Genomic DNA, 15629 nt, shown 5'->3' on the forward strand with positions numbered 1-15629 from the left:
ATCCGTCTCGACGCGATGAGATCCGGCTCAACGCCGGCCCTGGAGGCGGGCCGCCAGCTCTCTGATCGCGGGCAGGCGTTCCGCGAGGGCCGCGCCCGGGCAGCTGGTCATGAAGCCGTCGCTGTGGCCCGCGAGGGTCGGCAGCAGGGCGGTGGTGCCGGAGGCGTAGCGGCTGAGGCTGTTGCTGGAGGTGAGCTTGACGCTGCCGCGGGGGTCGGTGTCGGAGAGGCCGAGTTTCCAGGCGGCGAGGGCGGCGATCGCGTCGGTCATGGCCTGCGGCACGGGGACGCCGGCGGTGAAGGTGCCGAGGGCGGCGATGCCGGTGGTGCGGTGGTTGAAGCCCTGGGTGTGGGCGCCGGTGACGGGGCGGTCGATGCCGCCCGCGCGGCCCTCGTAGATGGTGCCGCAGCGGTCGACGAGGAAGTTGTAGCCGATGTCGTCCCAGTCCTTGGCGCCGGTCTGGCCGGCGTACAGGTGGCGGATGATGCGGGGCGCGTCTGCGCAGTCATAGCCGTTCGGCGAGTCCGTGTGGTGGACGAAGACGGCGGCGACCTCGTCGTCGTAGCGGGCGGGCGGCTGGCTGGGCACGTCCTTCTCCAGCTCCAGCCAGCGGGCCCTGGGCACGATGGGCGGCCGGGGCGCCTGGTGCGGCGCGGGCCGGGCCGCGACCGGTCGGCCCGCGCGCTGCGCCGTACGGTCCACGCCGATCGCGCACAGCACCAGCGCGAGCACGGCCGCCAGCCCGGGCAGACAGGCCAGCAGCAGGAGGACGGGGCGCGGCGGGTCCACCCGTTCCCGGGCCCGACGCGCCCGCTCGCGGAACCGGCGCAGGTGCCCGCGGACCGGGTCCGGGGCGCGCGGGGTCCGTGTGCGGCGGCGCCACAGGCGCAGCCGCCGTATTCGCGCCCCCCGTGACGTCCGGAACACACGCATGGCCCCAGAGTCACCCGGATGCGTACCGGCCGCGATGTGGGCTGGGCCACCCGAGGGAAGCGGAAGGAACCAACGCCGTGGTCCGGGACGTTTTTACGGTTCCAGGCGGATGTGGCGCGGTGGTGGCCGGTTTCGCGCGCCATCGGCGTGCGGTGCGGGCGTAACTGATCACTGCGCCCGCCGCACGCGTACTACAGGGTCCCTGGAGAGAGGCGGCTGGAGTGGACGTGCTCGACATCCTGCTGATGCTGGTGATCCTGGCCTACGCGGCGTCGGGTTACCGGCGCGGCCTGGTCGCGGGATGTGTGTCCCTCGCCGGTTTCGTGGGCGGTGCGGCGACAGGTGTCTGGGTGCTGCCCTGGATGATGGAGCTGGTGGAGGCGGGCACCCCGGGGGCGACGGTCACGGCGGTGCTGACGGTGCTGGTGCCGGGAGTGATCGGGCATGAGCTGGCGGGCCGGCTGGCGCTGCGGCTGCGCCGGGAGATCGACCGCAGCCCGCTGCGGGTGGCCGACGGCATAGGCGGGGCGGCGGCCAACACGGTCGCCGTGCTGATCGTGGCGTGGGTGGCCGCGAGCGTCCTCGGGGCGTCCTCGTCCCCGGTGGTGACCAACTCGATCCGTAACTCCGCGCTGCTCGGCGCCGTGCAGAACACCATGCCGGACACCACCCCGGCCTGGTTCTCCGACGCCACCTCCGCGCTCACCGAGGCGGGTTTCCCGCAGGTCTTCAACCCGTTCGAGAACGAGGCGACGGCGGAGGTGGCCAAGCCGTCCGGCGACAGCGTCACCGCTGCGGCGACCGGCGCCGCCAAGCGCAGCACGGTGAAGATCGAGGGCGTCGCGGGCACCCAGGGCCGCGAGGGCAGCGGCTTCGTGTACGCCACCGAGCATGTGATGACCAACGCCCATGTGGTGGCGGGCATCGACGACCCGAGCGTGCGCGTGGGCGGCGTGGGCAAGGCGTACGAGGCGAAGGTCGTGCTCTTCGACCCCGACAAGGACGTGGCGGTCCTGTACGTCCCGGGTCTCGAGGCCCCGCTGCTGCGCCTCGACGACGGCGCCGAGCGCGGTGACGCGGCGGTCGTGGCCGGCTATCCGGAGGACGGCGGCCTGGACCTCCAGGCGGCCACGGTCGCCAGCCGTATCGACGCGACCGGCCGGAACATCTACAACACCGACTCGGTGACCCGCGACATCTACTCCATCCGCTCCACCGTCCGCCCCGGCAACTCCGGCGGCCCTCTCCTCACCACCGAGGGCCAGGTCTTCGGCGTCGTCTTCGCCCGCTCGACCTCGGACGCGGAGACGGGTTACGTCCTCACCGTGGACGAGGTGGCCTCCGACGCGGAGCGCGCGGCGAACGCGACGGCCGCGGTGGACACGGGCGAGCTCGTGACCTCGTAACCTCGCAGCTTCATGACCTTGTGGCCTTGTGGCCTTGTGAGCTACCCGGAGCCGTCGTCCTTCCTGGTCGTCAGAGCCGACGGCCCATCAACACGTCGTCCACGTACGCCCCGTCCAGCAGGAACTCCTCCGGGAGGATCCCCTCCACCACGAAGCCCTCGGACTCGTACAGCTTCCTGGCCGGGGTGTTGTGGCCGAGGACCCGCAGGGTGAGGCGGCGGGCGCCGCGGCGGCGTGCCTCGTCCTGCGCGGCGCGCAGCAGCGCCCGTGCGACGCCCGCCCCGCGCGCCCGGTCGGAGACGGCGAGGCCCTGGATCTGGCGGACGTGCGTGTGACAGGCGAGGGCGGAGGGCCGGGCGAGGCGCACGTACCCGACGACGGTGCCGCCGAGTTCGGCGACCAGGTGGTCGTGGGGGCCGTAACGCTCGTTGAAGAACGGCTCGTACGGCTGGGTGGGGCGTGCCTGGACGGAGTGCAGCGTGGACCAGGTGTCGCGGTCGAGACGGCCGAGCACGTCCTCGTCGTCCGAGGTCGCGACGCGTATGTACGGAACCGGCATGGCGGCCACTGTACGGCGGCGGCACGACGATCGGGGGGCGGGTCGCGGGCCCCCCGGGCCCGCTTTCCCGCCGTCCGCCGGGCAGGATGGGGGCATGACCGTTGAATCGCCCGTTGCGCCCGGTTCTCGTATCGCGATCGCCGGGGCGTCCGGCCTGATCGGTTCGGCGCTGGCCCGCTCCCTCACCGACGACGGCTACGAGGTGCTCCGGCTCGTGCGGCGGGCGCCCCGGGCGCGGGGCGAGGTGCGCTGGGACCCGGACGCGGGACGGGTCGACGTGGCGGGGCTCGCGGGGTGCGCGGCCGTCGTCAACCTCGCCGGCGCGGGGGTCGCGTCCCGCCGCTGGACGGAGGCGTACAAGGCGACGATCCGCGACAGCCGGGTGCTCGGCACCAGGACGCTCGCCGAGGCCGCCGCCTCCCTCGACACCCCGCCGAGCGTGTTCGTCAACGGCAGCGCGATCGGCTTCTACGGCTACACGGGCGACCGGGTCGTGGACGAGTCGGCGGAGCCGGGGTCGGAGTTCCTGTCCTCGTTGTGCGTGGAGTGGGAGGGGGCGACCGAGGCCGCGCGGGAGGCCGGGATCCGCACGGCGTTCGCCCGTACGGGGCTGGTGGTGGCGCGGGGCGGGGGTGCCTGGGGTCCGCTGTTCCCGCTGTTCAAGGCCGGGTTGGGCGGGCGGATGGGGAACGGCCGCCAGTACTGGAGCTTCATCTCCCTCCACGACGAGGTCGCGGCCCTGCGCCACCTTCTGTTCACGCCGTCGTTGTCCGGGCCGTTCAACCTTACGGCGCCCGCCCCGCTCACCAACCGCGAGATCACCGCGGCCATGGGCCGGGTGCTGCGCAGGCCCACCCTGTTCACCGTGCCCGCGCCCGCGCTGCGGCTCGCTCTCGGCGGGGTCGCGGGAGACGTCCTCGGCAGCACGCGGGCCGTCCCGACGCGCTTGCTGGAGTCGGGCTTCACGTTCACGTATCCGGAGATCGACGACGCGATCCGGGCGGCGGCGGGGCGTTGAGGGGGCGGCGGGACGTTGAGGGGGCGGCGGGACGTTGAGGGGGCGGCGGGAGGGTGCGTTGTCGGGTGCGGGTGAGTGGGGGCTGGTCGCGCAGTTCCCCGCGCCCCTGAAAAGCAGGGGCTGCGCCCCGTGCTTTTCACCCCGCGGCCCGGTCGCCTTTCCAGGCCCCCGGGGCCGTGGTCCTTCAGGCGGCGAGGGCCTGAATCTTCAGGGGCGCGGGGAACTGCGCGACCAGCCCTCACCGGACCCGCACCCGCCCGACAACCTCAGTCCCCCGAACGCCCGGCGCACACGCACCCCGCCCATGCCTCCGTGCGAGGTCACACGCTCCTTCCCCGGAACCGGCCCCCGCCTTCACTCTCATGCCGAACTCAGGTATTTCAGATGGGTGTTGGGGGCATAAAGCCCCCGCAGCCGCGCGACCTCGGGAGGGGCACGTGCTTGAGTCGGTGCACCAGTCGGCGTACCAGGCGGACACGGAGGACGTGGACGTCATCGTCGTAGGAGCCGGCGTGGCCGGCCTCGCTGCGGCCGGACATCTGACCAGGGCGGGGCTGAGGGCCACCGTCCTGGAGGCCGCACCCGCCGTCGGCGGCCGTATGTCCACCGAGAAGATCGACGGCTTTCGCCTCGACCGGACGACGCATCCGCTCTCCACGTCGTACCCGGAACTGCGCCGTACACCGGGCCTGGACATCCTGCCCCTGCGTCCGTTCGCCCCCGGCGTCCTGCTGCACGCCGACGGCCGTCATCAGCGTGCCGGCGCCACCCCTGTCCTGCGAAGCGCGAGGGGCGCACTTACGGCCGCGCGCGCCCTCGCAAGCGCCCCCAGGCTCCCCCGGAACCAGGGCCGCCCCCAAGGCCGTTCCACGGGCACCCGGCCCGGTCGGCTGGGTGCCCCCGCGGACCAGTCCCGGCTGGCCATGGCCCTGGCCCGGCTCGCCGCGACCGCGCCCGAGCGGCTCCTCGCGCGGGCGGAGGTCCCGGCCGCCCAGGCACTGGCGACCCGGGGGTTCCCGCCCCGGACGATCGACGGTTTCGTCCGTCCCCTGCTGGCCGCGCTGCTCGCGGACCCGGCGCTGGGGACCTCCAGCCGCTGTGCCGACCTGGCCCTGCACACGTTCGCGACGGGCCGGCTGTGCATCCCGGAGGGGGGCGCCGACACGCTTCCGGAACTCCTCACGGCCGCGCTGCCGCCGGGCTCGGTCCGTACGGGAGTCCAGGTCACCGGGATCAGCACGACCTCGGTGACGACGGCGCACCACGGTGAACTCACCTGCCGCGCGGTGGTGCTGGCCACCGACGCCCGCTCGGCCGCCGAACTGCTGCCGGGGCTGCGGGTACCGGACTTCCACCCGGTGACGGTGCTGCACCACGCCACGGACGAGCCCCCGTTGACCGAACCGGCACTGCTCCTCGACGCCGACCGCAGCGGGCCCGTCTCGCACACGGCGGTCATCAGCCAGGTCGATCCGAGCCGGGCACCGGCCGGCCGCGCCCTGATCACCTCCACGGTCCTCGGCACTCCCCCGGACCCCGCGCACCTCGACGCCACGGTCCGGGCCCAACTGGCCCGCCTCTACCGCACGTCCACGACCCGGTGGGAACTCCTCGCCGCGCACCACGTCCCCGAGGCCGTCCCCGCGATGCCCGCCCCCCACGACCTGCGGCGCCCGGTACGCCTCCTGGCCGGCCTCTACGTGTGCGGCGACCACCGCGACACCAGCACCGTCCAGGGTGCCCTCCACTCCGCCCGCCGAGCCGCCCACGCCGTCCTGACCGACCTGGACGCCCACCCGACGTTCCTGGAGGAGCCGCTGGAGACGGCCGCGTGAGAGCTCGTCAGCAGTGAGGGGCACCCGGCGGAACCGGGCGCCCCTCACCGGCCGTTCGACTACCCCAGCGCCGCCACCTTGTCCCGGTAGCCCCGCACCGGGGCCGCGTCCCGATACGGCTCCAGGCGGCGTTCGAAGTCGCGGACGTACTCCACGGCCCGTACGGACCGCATCTCCGCGGCCTGCCCGGCGGCTTCCGCGCCGAGCTGGCAGGCCTGGTCCAGCTCCCCGAGCCCGAGCCGGGCCGAGGCGAGGACGACGCGGCAGAAGAGACGGCTGCGGGCATAGGCGGGCGCCCTCAACTGCAGGGAGCGTTCGGCGTGCTGGGCCGCGGCCCGGTACTGCTGGAGGTCGCGGTGGCTGTGGCCGAACTCGTCGGCGAGCTGTGCCTCGTCGAAGAACCGCGCCCAGTACGGGACCTCGTCCCCGGGGCGGGCCGTCTCCAGGGCACGCTCGGCGCGTACCAGCGCGGCCGTGGAGGCCCGCACCTCGCCGAGCACCGCGTGCCCGCGCGCCTCGACGGAGTGCAGCAGCGACTGCACCACCGGCGGCACGGCCGACCCGACACCCTGCTGGGCGACGCGCGCGAGCTGCACGGCCTCCCGCCCGTGCCCCAGATAGACCGCCTGCCGGCTCATCGTGACGAGCACGTACGCCCCGTACGCCCGGTCCCCCGCCGCCTGCGCCAGCCTGAGCGCCTGCACGAAGTACCGCTGGGCGAGCCCGTGCGCGCCGATGTCGTACGAGGTCCAGCCGGCCAGCCGGGTCAGGTCGGCCGCGGCCGCGAACAGCCGTCTGCCGATCTGCTCGCCGTAGGCGCCGCGCAGCATGGGCTCGGCCTCGTGTTCGAGGTAGCGCACGAGGGCCTGGCGGGCGTGGCCGCCGCCGTACGCGTCGTCGAGGGCGCGGAAGAGCTCCCCGACCGAGCGGAGGGCGGCGATGTCCCCGCCGGTGACCTTCTGGCCGGGGCCGCGCTCGGTCTGACTGCGCTGCCGGGGGACGACCGGGCGGCCCTGCGGGGGAACCCGGGTCGCGCCCGGATCACCCCGGCCCACCCGGTCGTCGGCACGGCCGATCAGCCAGTCGCGGCTGGGGACGACCAGTCCGGCGGGCGTGAAGGCGATCTTGCGGAGTTCGGCATGGCTGCCGGAGTCCTTGCGCCACAGGCCGCCGACGATGTCGATGGCCTCCTCGGGGGTGGCGGCGAACTCCAGGCCCGCGTAGACGGGTGCGCAGGCGTCCAGGCCGAGATCCTGGGCGGTGAGCCGGCGGCCGAGGCGGCGGGTGAACACCTCGGCGATGAGTGCGGGTGTCGTCCCCCGGGGCTGCTGGCCTCGCAGCCAGCGGGTGACCGACGTCTTGTCGTATCTGAGGTCGAGGCCGTGTTCGAGACCGAGCTGGTCCACACGGCGCGCTAGTCCCGCGTTCGAGAACCCCGCTTCTGCGATGAGGGCGGCGAGCTGGCGGTTGGGGGTGCGCTGCGCGGGTCGTTCCGTCATCTGCGGTGCGGTCTCCTGCCTTCCGGGTGTCGGCGGGGTTTCCCGGATTGCCTGGTGAGAAGCCTTTTGCGGCCTGGTGAACGGCGCGAATGTAGCGGAGAGTAAGCGCCCGATCGCACACTTCCGCATCCATTCATCCGATCGTGTGAGGATTTGCCGCACGGCTGACGCGGTCGGCCTCCGACATGCGCCGGCGTGGCCCCTCGTACGCCGGGCGGCCGTGCCATACGACGGGCGGCGGGCCTCACCCCCGCGCCGCGTACGACCCGTCGCCGGGCCGCCGTACGGACGGGGGCGCGGACGGCGGGGCGGGGCATCGGCGCCGGACACCACTCGAACACCGCTCGACCGTACGGTCGTACAGTGGCTTGGGCGCGTCACGCGCCTGACCGGGCTATCGCGGTGCCGCCGCCCGGCGGTGCCGCCGAGGGAGGCGCTTGCCGTGAGTGGGTTGCGGTTCGTCCGCATGGGGTTCGACACGGAGGCCGTCGAGTACCAGGAGGCCTGGGACGAGCAGCGCCGGGTGCACGCGGCGCGCTTCGTCGACGAGGTCCCCGACACCGTGCTGCTCCTTGAGCACCCGCCGGTCTACACCGCCGGGCGGCGCACCGCGGACAACGAGCGCCCCCTCGACGGCACCCCCGTCATCGACGTCGACCGCGGCGGCAAGATCACCTGGCACGGTCCGGGCCAGCTGGTGGGCTACCCGATCCAGAAGCTCCCCCGCCCGGTGGACGTGGTGGCCCACGTACGGCGTCTCGAAGAGGCCCTGATCCGTACGTGCGCGGAGTTCGGCGTGGAGACCACCCGGGTGGAGGGCCGCAGCGGGGTGTGGGTGCTCGGCGATCCGGTCGAGCAGCGGCTCGGCGGGCTCGCGCTGGACCTCGACCCCCGGATGACCGACGACGAGTTCGACCCGCGGCTGAACGGGCCCGAGTACGCGCCCTCCAACGCCGGGCAGCGGCGCGAGGACCGCAAGATCGCCGCGATCGGCATCCGCGTCGCCAAGGGCGTCACCATGCACGGCTTCGCGCTCAACGTGAACCCCGACAACAAGTGGTTCGACCGGATCATCCCCTGCGGAATCCGCGACGCCGGCGTCGCGTCCCTCGCGGGCGAACTGGGCCGTGACGTCACCATCGCCGAGGTGTTGCCAGTGGCCGAGCGGCACCTGCGGGAGGTCCTGGAGAACGCGGACCTGAAGCCGCGGGAGATCGAACGGGCATCGGCGTAGTCCGCGCCAGGGCTCGGGAGGTTCGGTTCGTTGTCGGGTGCGGGTTCGGTGGGGCTGGTCGCGCAGTTCCCCGCGCCCCTAAAGGATTTCAGGCCCCTGCGGGCCTGAAAAGCACGGGGCGCAGCCCCTGCTTTTCAGGGGCGCGGGGAACTGCGCGAGAAGCCCTCACCCACCCGCGCCTTGGGGGTCGAAGGGGCGCAGCCCCTGGGATGGGACGGGTAAGGGCGGCGGGGGCGAAGGGAATACGCCCCACAACCGCAAGGTTGCCCACCCCGGGGACCGAGAACCGTAGGGGCGTACCCTGGTGGACGCCGAAGAATCGAAGACCGCCCGAAGCAATCAGCAGGGAGCCGATGTGTCCGCAGTCGCACCCGACGGACGCAAGATGCTGCGCCTGGAGGTCCGGAACAGCCAGACCCCCATCGAGCGCAAGCCCGAGTGGATCAAGACCCGGGCGAAAATGGGCCCTGAGTACACCAAGATGCAGGGCCTCGTGAAGAGCGAGGGCCTGCACACGGTCTGCCAGGAGGCGGGCTGCCCCAACATCTACGAGTGCTGGGAAGACCGCGAGGCGACGTTCCTCATCGGCGGCGACCAGTGCACCCGGCGCTGCGACTTCTGCCAGATCGACACCGGCAAGCCCGAGGCGCTCGACCGCGACGAGCCCCGCCGCGTCGGCGAGTCCGTCGTCACCATGGACCTGAACTACGCCACCATCACCGGCGTCGCCCGCGACGACCTCCCGGACGGCGGCGCCTGGCTGTACGCCGAGACGGTCCGCCAGATCCACGAGCAGACGGCGCGGCGCGAGGACGGCCAGACCAAGGTCGAACTGCTGGCACCCGACTTCAACGCCGTCCCGGAGCTGCTGGAGGAAGTCTTCTCCTCCCGCCCCGAAGTCTTCGCGCACAACGTCGAGACGGTCCCCCGGATCTTCAAGCGCATCCGTCCCGGCTTCCGCTACGAGCGGTCCCTGAAGGTCATCACCGAGGCCCGCGACTACGGTCTGGTCACGAAATCGAACCTCATCCTCGGCATGGGCGAGACCCGTGAAGAGGTCAGCGAGGCGCTCCGGCAGCTGCACGACGCCGGCTGCGAGCTCGTCACCATCACCCAGTACCTGCGCCCGAGCGTCCGCCACCACCCCGTGGAGCGCTGGGTCAAGCCGCAGGAGTTCGTCGAGCTGAAGCAGGAGGCCGACGAGATCGGCTTCTCCGGCGTGATGTCGGGCCCGCTGGTCCGCTCCTCGTACCGCGCCGGCCGCCTCTACCAGATGGCCATCGAGAAGCGTGGTTCGTACGTCGCTTCGCAGGCCGTCTGAGCGCGGGCCAAATGGCACGGAGTGCCAGCAGATCGTGTGAATCTGAGCACAAGTAGCTACTCGCCAGTAATGGCCGATTGACCGCGGTCCTGACCGTCCTCGCAGATGAGGGCACCGTCAGGGCCGCGTCGGGGTTTGCGGGCCGCGCATCAAGGCTTCATGGGCGTTTGACCGGTCGGTCACGCCCTGGTAACACCAATCAGTGACCCTGGTTTCACACCCGGTACAGGGTCCTAGCCAGAGCAGCCATCCCGAGGGGACCTCATCATGCAGGCCGCACCCGTCCGTGCCACAGCGATCCCGTCGTTCACCGATGCACTGCGTGCCGTCGAGTCGGTGCTCATGAGCAGCGGTCAGCGCACCGCCCGTCGTAACGCCTGGACCTCCGTCCTGGAGGACCGCCGCCGCGCCAAGGACCGTGTCGAGACCGAGCGCGTCCTCGATTCCGTCGTCACGTCGCGCACCTCGTAGTCAGAGCAGCCGTTCCCCGCACGACCCCGCACGACCCTGCGCGACCTCGTTCGCGCACGACCCGCACGACCGCCGCTCCACGCCGGCACCGCCGCCGCCCGGCGCCGCTTCCCCAGCGCTGCCGCCGGTCTCCGGTCCCCACCGGCACCGCCGTCGTCCTCGCTTCCCCGGACACGTAGACTTCGTGCCATGGCGAGGAAGGAACCCGCAGCGGACGCTGCGAACCCCGGGCGACTCAAGCAGATCGCTCTTACGTACAAGATGACCCGCAGGGCCGACAAGAAGATCGGTCTTGTACTCGCGGCTGTCGGAATCATCACCTTCGGTGTCTTCCTCGCGATCGGTTTCTTGATCGGTCACCCCATCTATCTGGGCATTCTCGGCCTCCTGCTCGCTTTCCTCGCGACGGCGATCATCTTCGGACGGCGAGCCGAGCGGGCCGCGTTCGGGCAGATGGAGGGCCAGCCGGGCGCCGCCGCGGCGGTGCTCGACAACGTGGGCCGCGGCTGGACCACGACGCCCGCGGTGGCGATGAACCGCAGCCAGGACGTGGTGCACCGGGCCGTCGGCAAGGCCGGCATCGTCCTGGTCGCCGAGGGCAACCCGAACCGGGTGAAGAGCCTGCTGGCCGCCGAGAAGCGGAAGATGGCCCGCATCGTGGCGGACGTGCCGGTGCACGACCTGGTCGTGGGCACCGGCGAGGGCCAGATCGAGCTGAAGAAGCTCCGCACGACGATGCTCAAGCTGCCGCGCGTCCTCTCCGGCCCCCAGGTGACCGCCACCAACGACCGGCTGCGGGCGATGGGCGACCTGATGAGCAACATGCCGCTCCCCAAGGGCCCGATGCCCAAGGGCATGCGCATGCCCAGGGGTGGCCCGAAGGCCCGCTGACCCACCTGAGTACGACGATGGGGCGCCCGGAGTATTCCGGGCGCCCCATCGTCGTACCAGCTCGTCGTACCAGCTCGTCGTACCAGTTCGTCGTACCAGTTCGTCGTGCCGATTCGTCGTACCAGCTCGTCGTACCGGTACGACGCTCCAGCGCTAGATCCGCACCTCCACGGTGCGCGCCAGCCGGTCGTGCAGGCCCCGGCCGTCGCGGTCCCAGACCAGGGCGGGGATGGCGAGGCACAGCAGGGCCGTGCGGAGGAGGGCGCGCCAGGGGTTCACGGTGCCGGTGCCCTGGGCGACGACACGCAGGCCGAAGAGGCGCTTGCCCGGGGTGAAGCCGACCGTACCCAGGGTGAGGGCGTGGAGCAGGAAGAAGATGAGCAGGGCCCAGTTGCTGGTGGCCTGGTCGTAGCCGTCGGTGATCAGGCCGTATGCGATCAAGAGGCAGAGGCCCCAGTCGACGGCGAGGGCGCCGAGGCGGCGGCCCGGGCGGGCGATGGAGCCGGGCCCCTCCTCCGGCAGACCGAGCTGCTCTCCCCTGTATCCGAAGTCGACTCCGGCGTCTTCCGCCGCCGCGCGGGGTCCGGAGAGCCACGATCCGAGTGCTTGCCTCTTGTCCACCCGCCCACCGTACTGCGACCGTTTTGCCATACGGACAGGTGGGGTGCATGGCGGGATGTCCGGTTAACTTGTGCGAAACAAATGGGTCACGTACGAGAAATCACCCGTCCCTAGTGTCGACGACAGCGTGTGCCACCGCACTGGCAGCACGAACGAACTACCACCCCGGCAGGACGTCGGGAGTAGGAGGAGCTGGATGTTCCAGAACGCCGACGAGGCCAAGAAGTACATCGCGGACGAGGACGTCAAGTTCGTCGACGTCCGCTTCTGCGACCTGCCGGGTGTGATGCAGCACTTCACGATCCCGGCCACGGCCTTCGACCCGGCCGAGGAGCTCGCGTTCGACGGCTCCTCGATCCGCGGCTTCCAGGCGATCCACGAGTCCGACATGGCGCTCCGCGCCGACCTGTCCACCGCGCGCGTCGACCCCTTCCGCCGCGACAAGACGGTCAACATCAACTTCTTCATCCACGACCCGATCACGGGCGAGCAGTACTCCCGTGACCCGCGGAACGTGGCGAAGAAGGCCGAGGCGTACCTCGCCTCCACGGGTATCGCGGACACCGCGTACTTCGGCCCCGAGGCCGAGTTCTACGTCTTCGACAGCGTGCGCTTCAAGACCTCGGAGAACGAGTCCTTCTACCACATCGACTCCGAGGCGGGCGCCTGGAACACCGGTGCGCTGGAGGACAACCGCGGTTACAAGGTCCGCTACAAGGGCGGTTACTTCCCGACCCCGCCGGTCGACCACTTCGCCGACCTGCGTGCCGAGATCTCCCTGGAGCTGGCCAAGTCCGGCCTCCAGGTCGAGCGCCAGCACCACGAGGTGGGCACCGCCGGCCAGGCCGAGATCAACTACAAGTTCAACACGCTGCTCGCCGCGGCCGACGACCTCCAGCTCTTCAAGTACATCGTGAAGAACGTGGCCTGGCGCAACGGCAAGACCGCGACCTTCATGCCGAAGCCGATCTTCGGCGACAACGGCTCGGGCATGCACGTCCACCAGTCGCTGTGGACGGGCGGCTCCCCGCTCTTCTACGACGAGGCCGGGTACGCGGGCCTGTCGGACACCGCCCGCTTCTACATCGGCGGCATCCTCAAGCACGCCCCGTCGCTGCTCGCCTTCACCAACCCGACGGTGAACTCGTACCACCGTCTGGTCCCGGGCTTCGAGGCCCCGGTGAACCTGGTGTACTCGCAGCGCAACCGCTCCGCCGCCATGCGTATCCCGATCACGGGTTCGAACCCGAAGGCCAAGCGCGTCGAGTTCCGCGCGCCCGACTCCTCCGGCAACCCGTACCTCGCCTTCTCGGCCCTCCTCCTCGCGGGCCTCGACGGCATCAAGAACAAGATCGAGCCGGCCGAGCCGATCGACAAGGACCTCTACGAGCTCGCCCCCGAGGAGCACGCGGGCGTCCCGCAGGTCCCGACCTCCCTCCCGGCCGTCCTCGACTCCCTCGAGCGCGACCACGAGTTCCTCCTCCAGGGCGACGTCTTCACGCCGGACCTGATCGAGACGTGGATCGACTACAAGCGCACCAACGAGATCGCCCCGCTGCAGCTGCGCCCGCACCCGCACGAGTTCGAGCTCTATTTCGACGTGTGATCGAGCCCGCGCCCCGCGCGTGAGGTCCCGATCGGCCGCCGGTCGTTCGACTCCGCCCCCGTTCCCGTTTTTCGGGACGGGGGCGCCGTCGTATGGTTCTGGCACGACTGTTCGAGAGACGACGGGGAGACACGGGGATGCCCGAACAGGACGACGACGAGCGCGAGTTCGACATCAAGTGGGCGGACGACGCAGAGCACAAGGAGCCCTCCGCACGGGCCCGGATGCTGGCCGCGCGCTGGAAGGAGAACCCGCCCGAACCCCAGCCCTTCCGCGCCGACCCCGGCCCGGTCGCTCCGCGCCGGTCGTCGTGGGTGTCGACGGTGATCGTCTTCGGCTGCGTGGCAGGGTTGATCGCGCTGATCGGCTACATCAACTATCGGTCGTCGTACTGAGCCCCCCGCCCCCCGTCGGCCGGCACCCGGGCGCACGTTCCATCCGTTCGCGCCGCTGCCGGGCGCGGGGCGGCGGCGGGACAACGCGCCGGCGCCGCGGGTCCGGGCGGCGCTCGGGGACGAGCCGCGGGTCGAGCCCGAGCTGAGCCGGTGGTTCCCGATCCGGGGTGCCCCGGGGCTGTGACCGGCCCCGGGGCCCCGCCTGCTCGCTCGTCGCTCCGGTTCCCCCGCTCTACCTACTTGCCGCTCTTGTCGCGGTCCTGCCGACGGGTCGAGACAGGCCGTTCGCGGCGATAGCGGCGCTCCCACTTCGCCTGCTGGTCACGGCGATCGCGGTACGCGCGGTAGGAAGCGGGCTGGGCCGAGCCGCCGCTCGTCGGGGAACCCGACGAGGACGTCGCCGAGCCTCCCCCCGTGCGGCCGTAGCGGACGTACAGGTAGAGCAGGGCGACTGCGGCCAGCCAGAGGACTTGGTTGGAGAAACCCATGACGACCAGAACCGCGGTCGCCGAAAGGATCAAGGTGCCCATGACGGGACTCCTCGGGGCGTGGCGTGGGTGATGACTGTGCGTGGAAGAGTAGCCCCGGGGCCGGAAAGTGGCCCCCGTCCTGCGTGGGTCCGGTGTCCGAGGACTCCCCTGCGCCTGTCCAGGATGCTCGTGTGACGGGTGCGGGGGCATCCCATTTATCGGAGATGCTGGGCCCATGGGATTCGATGGTCAGGAATGGGCGGCTACTCGTACGTGGGTGGACAAGCAGCTTCCGGAGGGCCGCCGCCTGCGGAACTGGACGGATCTGCGCGGCGGTTGGACCTCCCGGATGCGCCGGCTGACGCTCGACGACGGGACGGGGCTCGTCCTGCGGTCGTTCGTGAAACCGTTCTTCCGGCTGCACGCCCCAGGGCTGTTGAACCGTGAAGCCGCGATACTCACCCTGCTCGCACCGTACGACGACATCCCCACGCCACGCCTGTACGCCGTCGACCCGGCCGCCGAACTCACCGACCATCCCTCGCTGTTGATGTCCCTGCTGCCGGGGTCGGTGCGGGTGGACGAGGACGCGGACCTGGAGGCGCGGCTGGATCTGCTCGCCGGGCAACTCGCCCGGATCCACGCGGTCGTGCCGGCGGAACGGCCTCGTACGTATCAGGCCTGGACCTCGCCCGAGCGCGTCACCACGCCCGACGGCCCGTTGTGGGAGCGGGCCGTGGACGTGATCCGGCGGGAGGCACCGGCGTACGAAGGGTGCTTCCTGCACCGGGACTTCCATCCGGGGAACGTCCTGTTCACGGGCACGGAAGCGGGCACGGACACGGGCACGGACACGGGCAGGGACACGGACGCGGGCACGGACGGGGCTCTGCGGATCAGCGGCGTCGTGGACTGGGTGGAGACCTCGTGGGGACCCGCGGATCTCGATGTCGCCCACTGCTCGACCGCGTCGACCCTGCTGTACGGGGCCGAGTACGGGCTCGGGTTCCGTGAGCGGTACGAGGCTCGGGGCGGGCGTCGACTGGCCCAGGACCAGGACCACCTGTACTGGCGGCTGCTGGACGCGCTCGCCTACGCGCCCGACGCGGAGAAGGTCGCGGTGCCCTGGCGGGAGCTGGGGCGGACGGATCTGACGCCGGAGGTGCTGGGGGCGCGGCTGGAGGCGTATGTGGGCGGGGTGTGGGAGCGGTACGCGTGACGGGGCGGGGCGGCGGCCGGCTGGTGCCCGAGTCACGGGGCCGCCCGATTGTCAGTGGCGTCCGGGAGGATGCGGTCGAGGACTCCGGTCTTCGGAGGCGTTCGGGACTTCAGAGGACGTGAGGGCTCGGGGCTGGGAGCCGGGGGCTCAG

Annotated in this window: 15 protein-coding genes and 1 pseudogene; 11 read left to right on the plus strand and 5 right to left on the minus strand. The window is 71.7% G+C overall.

Annotated elements, in window-relative coordinates; translation table 11 throughout:
- Nucleotides 1-27: 27 nt before the first annotated feature.
- On the minus strand, nt 28-765 hold the full coding sequence (locus OG272_RS13170) for a peptidoglycan recognition protein (RefSeq protein ID WP_327732274.1): 738 nt from the start codon (nt 763-765) through the stop codon (nt 28-30).
- 389 nt (nt 766-1154) lie between these two features.
- Between OG272_RS13170 and OG272_RS13175 the strand changes: the two genes are divergently transcribed.
- Nucleotides 1155-2339, plus strand: coding sequence for a MarP family serine protease (locus OG272_RS13175; protein WP_327730114.1), 1185 nt, complete (start codon nt 1155-1157; stop codon nt 2337-2339).
- A 70-nt stretch (nt 2340-2409) separates the two neighbouring features.
- Here OG272_RS13175 and OG272_RS13180 read toward each other — a convergent pair whose 3' ends face one another.
- Nucleotides 2410-2898: a GNAT family N-acetyltransferase gene (locus OG272_RS13180; protein WP_327730113.1), complete on the minus strand. Its 489-nt coding sequence runs from the start codon at nt 2896-2898 to the stop codon at nt 2410-2412.
- A gap of 94 nt (nt 2899-2992) precedes the next feature.
- Here OG272_RS13180 and OG272_RS13185 point away from each other — a divergent pair, with 94 nt between their 5' ends.
- Together OG272_RS13185 and OG272_RS13190 are read left to right on the plus strand one after the other, a co-directional pair.
- Nucleotides 2993-3916, plus strand: a complete 924-nt coding sequence (locus OG272_RS13185; RefSeq protein WP_327730112.1) for a TIGR01777 family oxidoreductase — start codon at nt 2993-2995, stop codon at nt 3914-3916.
- Nucleotides 3917-4353: 437 nt separating this feature from the next.
- Nucleotides 4354-5751 (plus strand): NAD(P)/FAD-dependent oxidoreductase, encoded by a 1398-nt coding sequence (locus OG272_RS13190; RefSeq protein WP_327730111.1) that lies wholly within the window; start codon nt 4354-4356, stop codon nt 5749-5751.
- A gap of 59 nt (nt 5752-5810) precedes the next feature.
- Here the strand turns inward: OG272_RS13190 and OG272_RS13195 are convergent, their stop codons facing one another.
- Entirely contained in the window at nt 5811-7250 is a 1440-nt protein-coding gene (locus OG272_RS13195; protein ID WP_326583347.1) for a regulator, read from the minus strand.
- Between the two features lie 442 nt (nt 7251-7692).
- Between OG272_RS13195 and lipB the strand changes: the two genes are divergently transcribed.
- The 4 genes from lipB to OG272_RS13215 all read left to right on the plus strand — a co-directional run bounded on the left by lipB (nt 7693) and on the right by OG272_RS13215 (nt 11167).
- A complete protein-coding gene (gene lipB / locus OG272_RS13200; RefSeq protein WP_326583346.1) occupies nt 7693-8484 on the plus strand; it encodes a lipoyl(octanoyl) transferase LipB in 792 nt (263 codons plus the stop codon).
- A 355-nt stretch (nt 8485-8839) separates the two neighbouring features.
- Nucleotides 8840-9805: a lipoyl synthase gene (gene lipA / locus OG272_RS13205; protein ID WP_327730110.1), complete on the plus strand. Its 966-nt coding sequence runs from the start codon at nt 8840-8842 to the stop codon at nt 9803-9805.
- A 267-nt stretch (nt 9806-10072) separates the two neighbouring features.
- On the plus strand, nt 10073-10276 hold the full coding sequence (locus tag OG272_RS13210) for a hypothetical protein (RefSeq protein WP_405893368.1): 204 nt from the start codon (nt 10073-10075) through the stop codon (nt 10274-10276).
- Nucleotides 10277-10465: 189 nt separating this feature from the next.
- A complete protein-coding gene (locus OG272_RS13215) occupies nt 10466-11167 on the plus strand; it encodes a DUF4191 domain-containing protein (protein WP_326583343.1) in 702 nt (233 codons plus the stop codon).
- A 153-nt stretch (nt 11168-11320) separates the two neighbouring features.
- Here the strand turns inward: OG272_RS13215 and OG272_RS13220 are convergent, their stop codons facing one another.
- Nucleotides 11321-11788 carry an RDD family protein gene (locus tag OG272_RS13220; RefSeq protein ID WP_326583342.1) on the minus strand — a complete coding sequence of 156 codons (468 nt, stop codon included), beginning with the start codon at nt 11786-11788 and terminating at the stop codon, nt 11321-11323.
- 196 nt (nt 11789-11984) lie between these two features.
- Between OG272_RS13220 and glnA the strand changes: the two genes are divergently transcribed.
- The 3 genes and pseudogenes from glnA to OG272_RS13235 all read left to right on the plus strand — a co-directional run.
- Entirely contained in the window at nt 11985-13394 is a 1410-nt protein-coding gene (gene glnA, locus OG272_RS13225) for a type I glutamate--ammonia ligase (RefSeq protein ID WP_326583341.1), read from the plus strand.
- Nucleotides 13395-13531: 137 nt separating this feature from the next.
- Nucleotides 13532-13789 (plus strand): hypothetical protein, encoded by a 258-nt coding sequence (locus OG272_RS13230; protein ID WP_326583319.1) that lies wholly within the window; start codon nt 13532-13534, stop codon nt 13787-13789.
- A gap of 34 nt (nt 13790-13823) precedes the next feature.
- Nucleotides 13824-13973 (plus strand): annotated as a pseudogene (locus OG272_RS13235) (hypothetical protein); the annotation flags it as partial.
- 52 nt (nt 13974-14025) lie between these two features.
- Here the strand turns inward: OG272_RS13235 and OG272_RS13240 are convergent.
- Nucleotides 14026-14319: a hypothetical protein gene (locus OG272_RS13240; RefSeq protein WP_326583318.1), complete on the minus strand. Its 294-nt coding sequence runs from the start codon at nt 14317-14319 to the stop codon at nt 14026-14028.
- A gap of 175 nt (nt 14320-14494) precedes the next feature.
- On the opposite strand from OG272_RS13240, the gene OG272_RS13245 reads away from it, so the two are divergent.
- Nucleotides 14495-15478, plus strand: a complete 984-nt coding sequence (locus OG272_RS13245) for an aminoglycoside phosphotransferase family protein (protein WP_327730108.1) — start codon at nt 14495-14497, stop codon at nt 15476-15478.
- Nucleotides 15479-15629 lie beyond the last annotated feature (151 nt).

The sequence above is a fragment of the Streptomyces sp. NBC_00104 genome, from assembly GCF_045160825.1.
Taxonomy (GTDB): domain Bacteria; phylum Actinomycetota; class Actinomycetes; order Streptomycetales; family Streptomycetaceae; genus Streptomyces.

Coding starts and splice junctions, on each gene's coding strand:
- OG272_RS13215 (WP_326583343.1), top strand. CDS start 10,466: ATGGCGAGGAAGGAACCCGCAGCGGACGCTGCGAACCCCGGGCGACTC.
- OG272_RS13240 (WP_326583318.1), bottom strand. CDS start 14,319: ATGGGCACCTTGATCCTTTCGGCGACCGCGGTTCTGGTCGTCATGGGT.
- OG272_RS13245 (WP_327730108.1), top strand. CDS start 14,495: ATGGGATTCGATGGTCAGGAATGGGCGGCTACTCGTACGTGGGTGGAC.
- OG272_RS13185 (WP_327730112.1), top strand. CDS start 2,993: ATGACCGTTGAATCGCCCGTTGCGCCCGGTTCTCGTATCGCGATCGCC.
- OG272_RS13180 (WP_327730113.1), bottom strand. CDS start 2,898: ATGCCGGTTCCGTACATACGCGTCGCGACCTCGGACGACGAGGACGTG.
- glnA (WP_326583341.1), top strand. CDS start 11,985: ATGTTCCAGAACGCCGACGAGGCCAAGAAGTACATCGCGGACGAGGAC.
- OG272_RS13210 (WP_405893368.1), top strand. CDS start 10,073: ATGCAGGCCGCACCCGTCCGTGCCACAGCGATCCCGTCGTTCACCGAT.
- OG272_RS13195 (WP_326583347.1), bottom strand. CDS start 7,250: ATGACGGAACGACCCGCGCAGCGCACCCCCAACCGCCAGCTCGCCGCC.
- OG272_RS13230 (WP_326583319.1), top strand. CDS start 13,532: ATGCCCGAACAGGACGACGACGAGCGCGAGTTCGACATCAAGTGGGCG.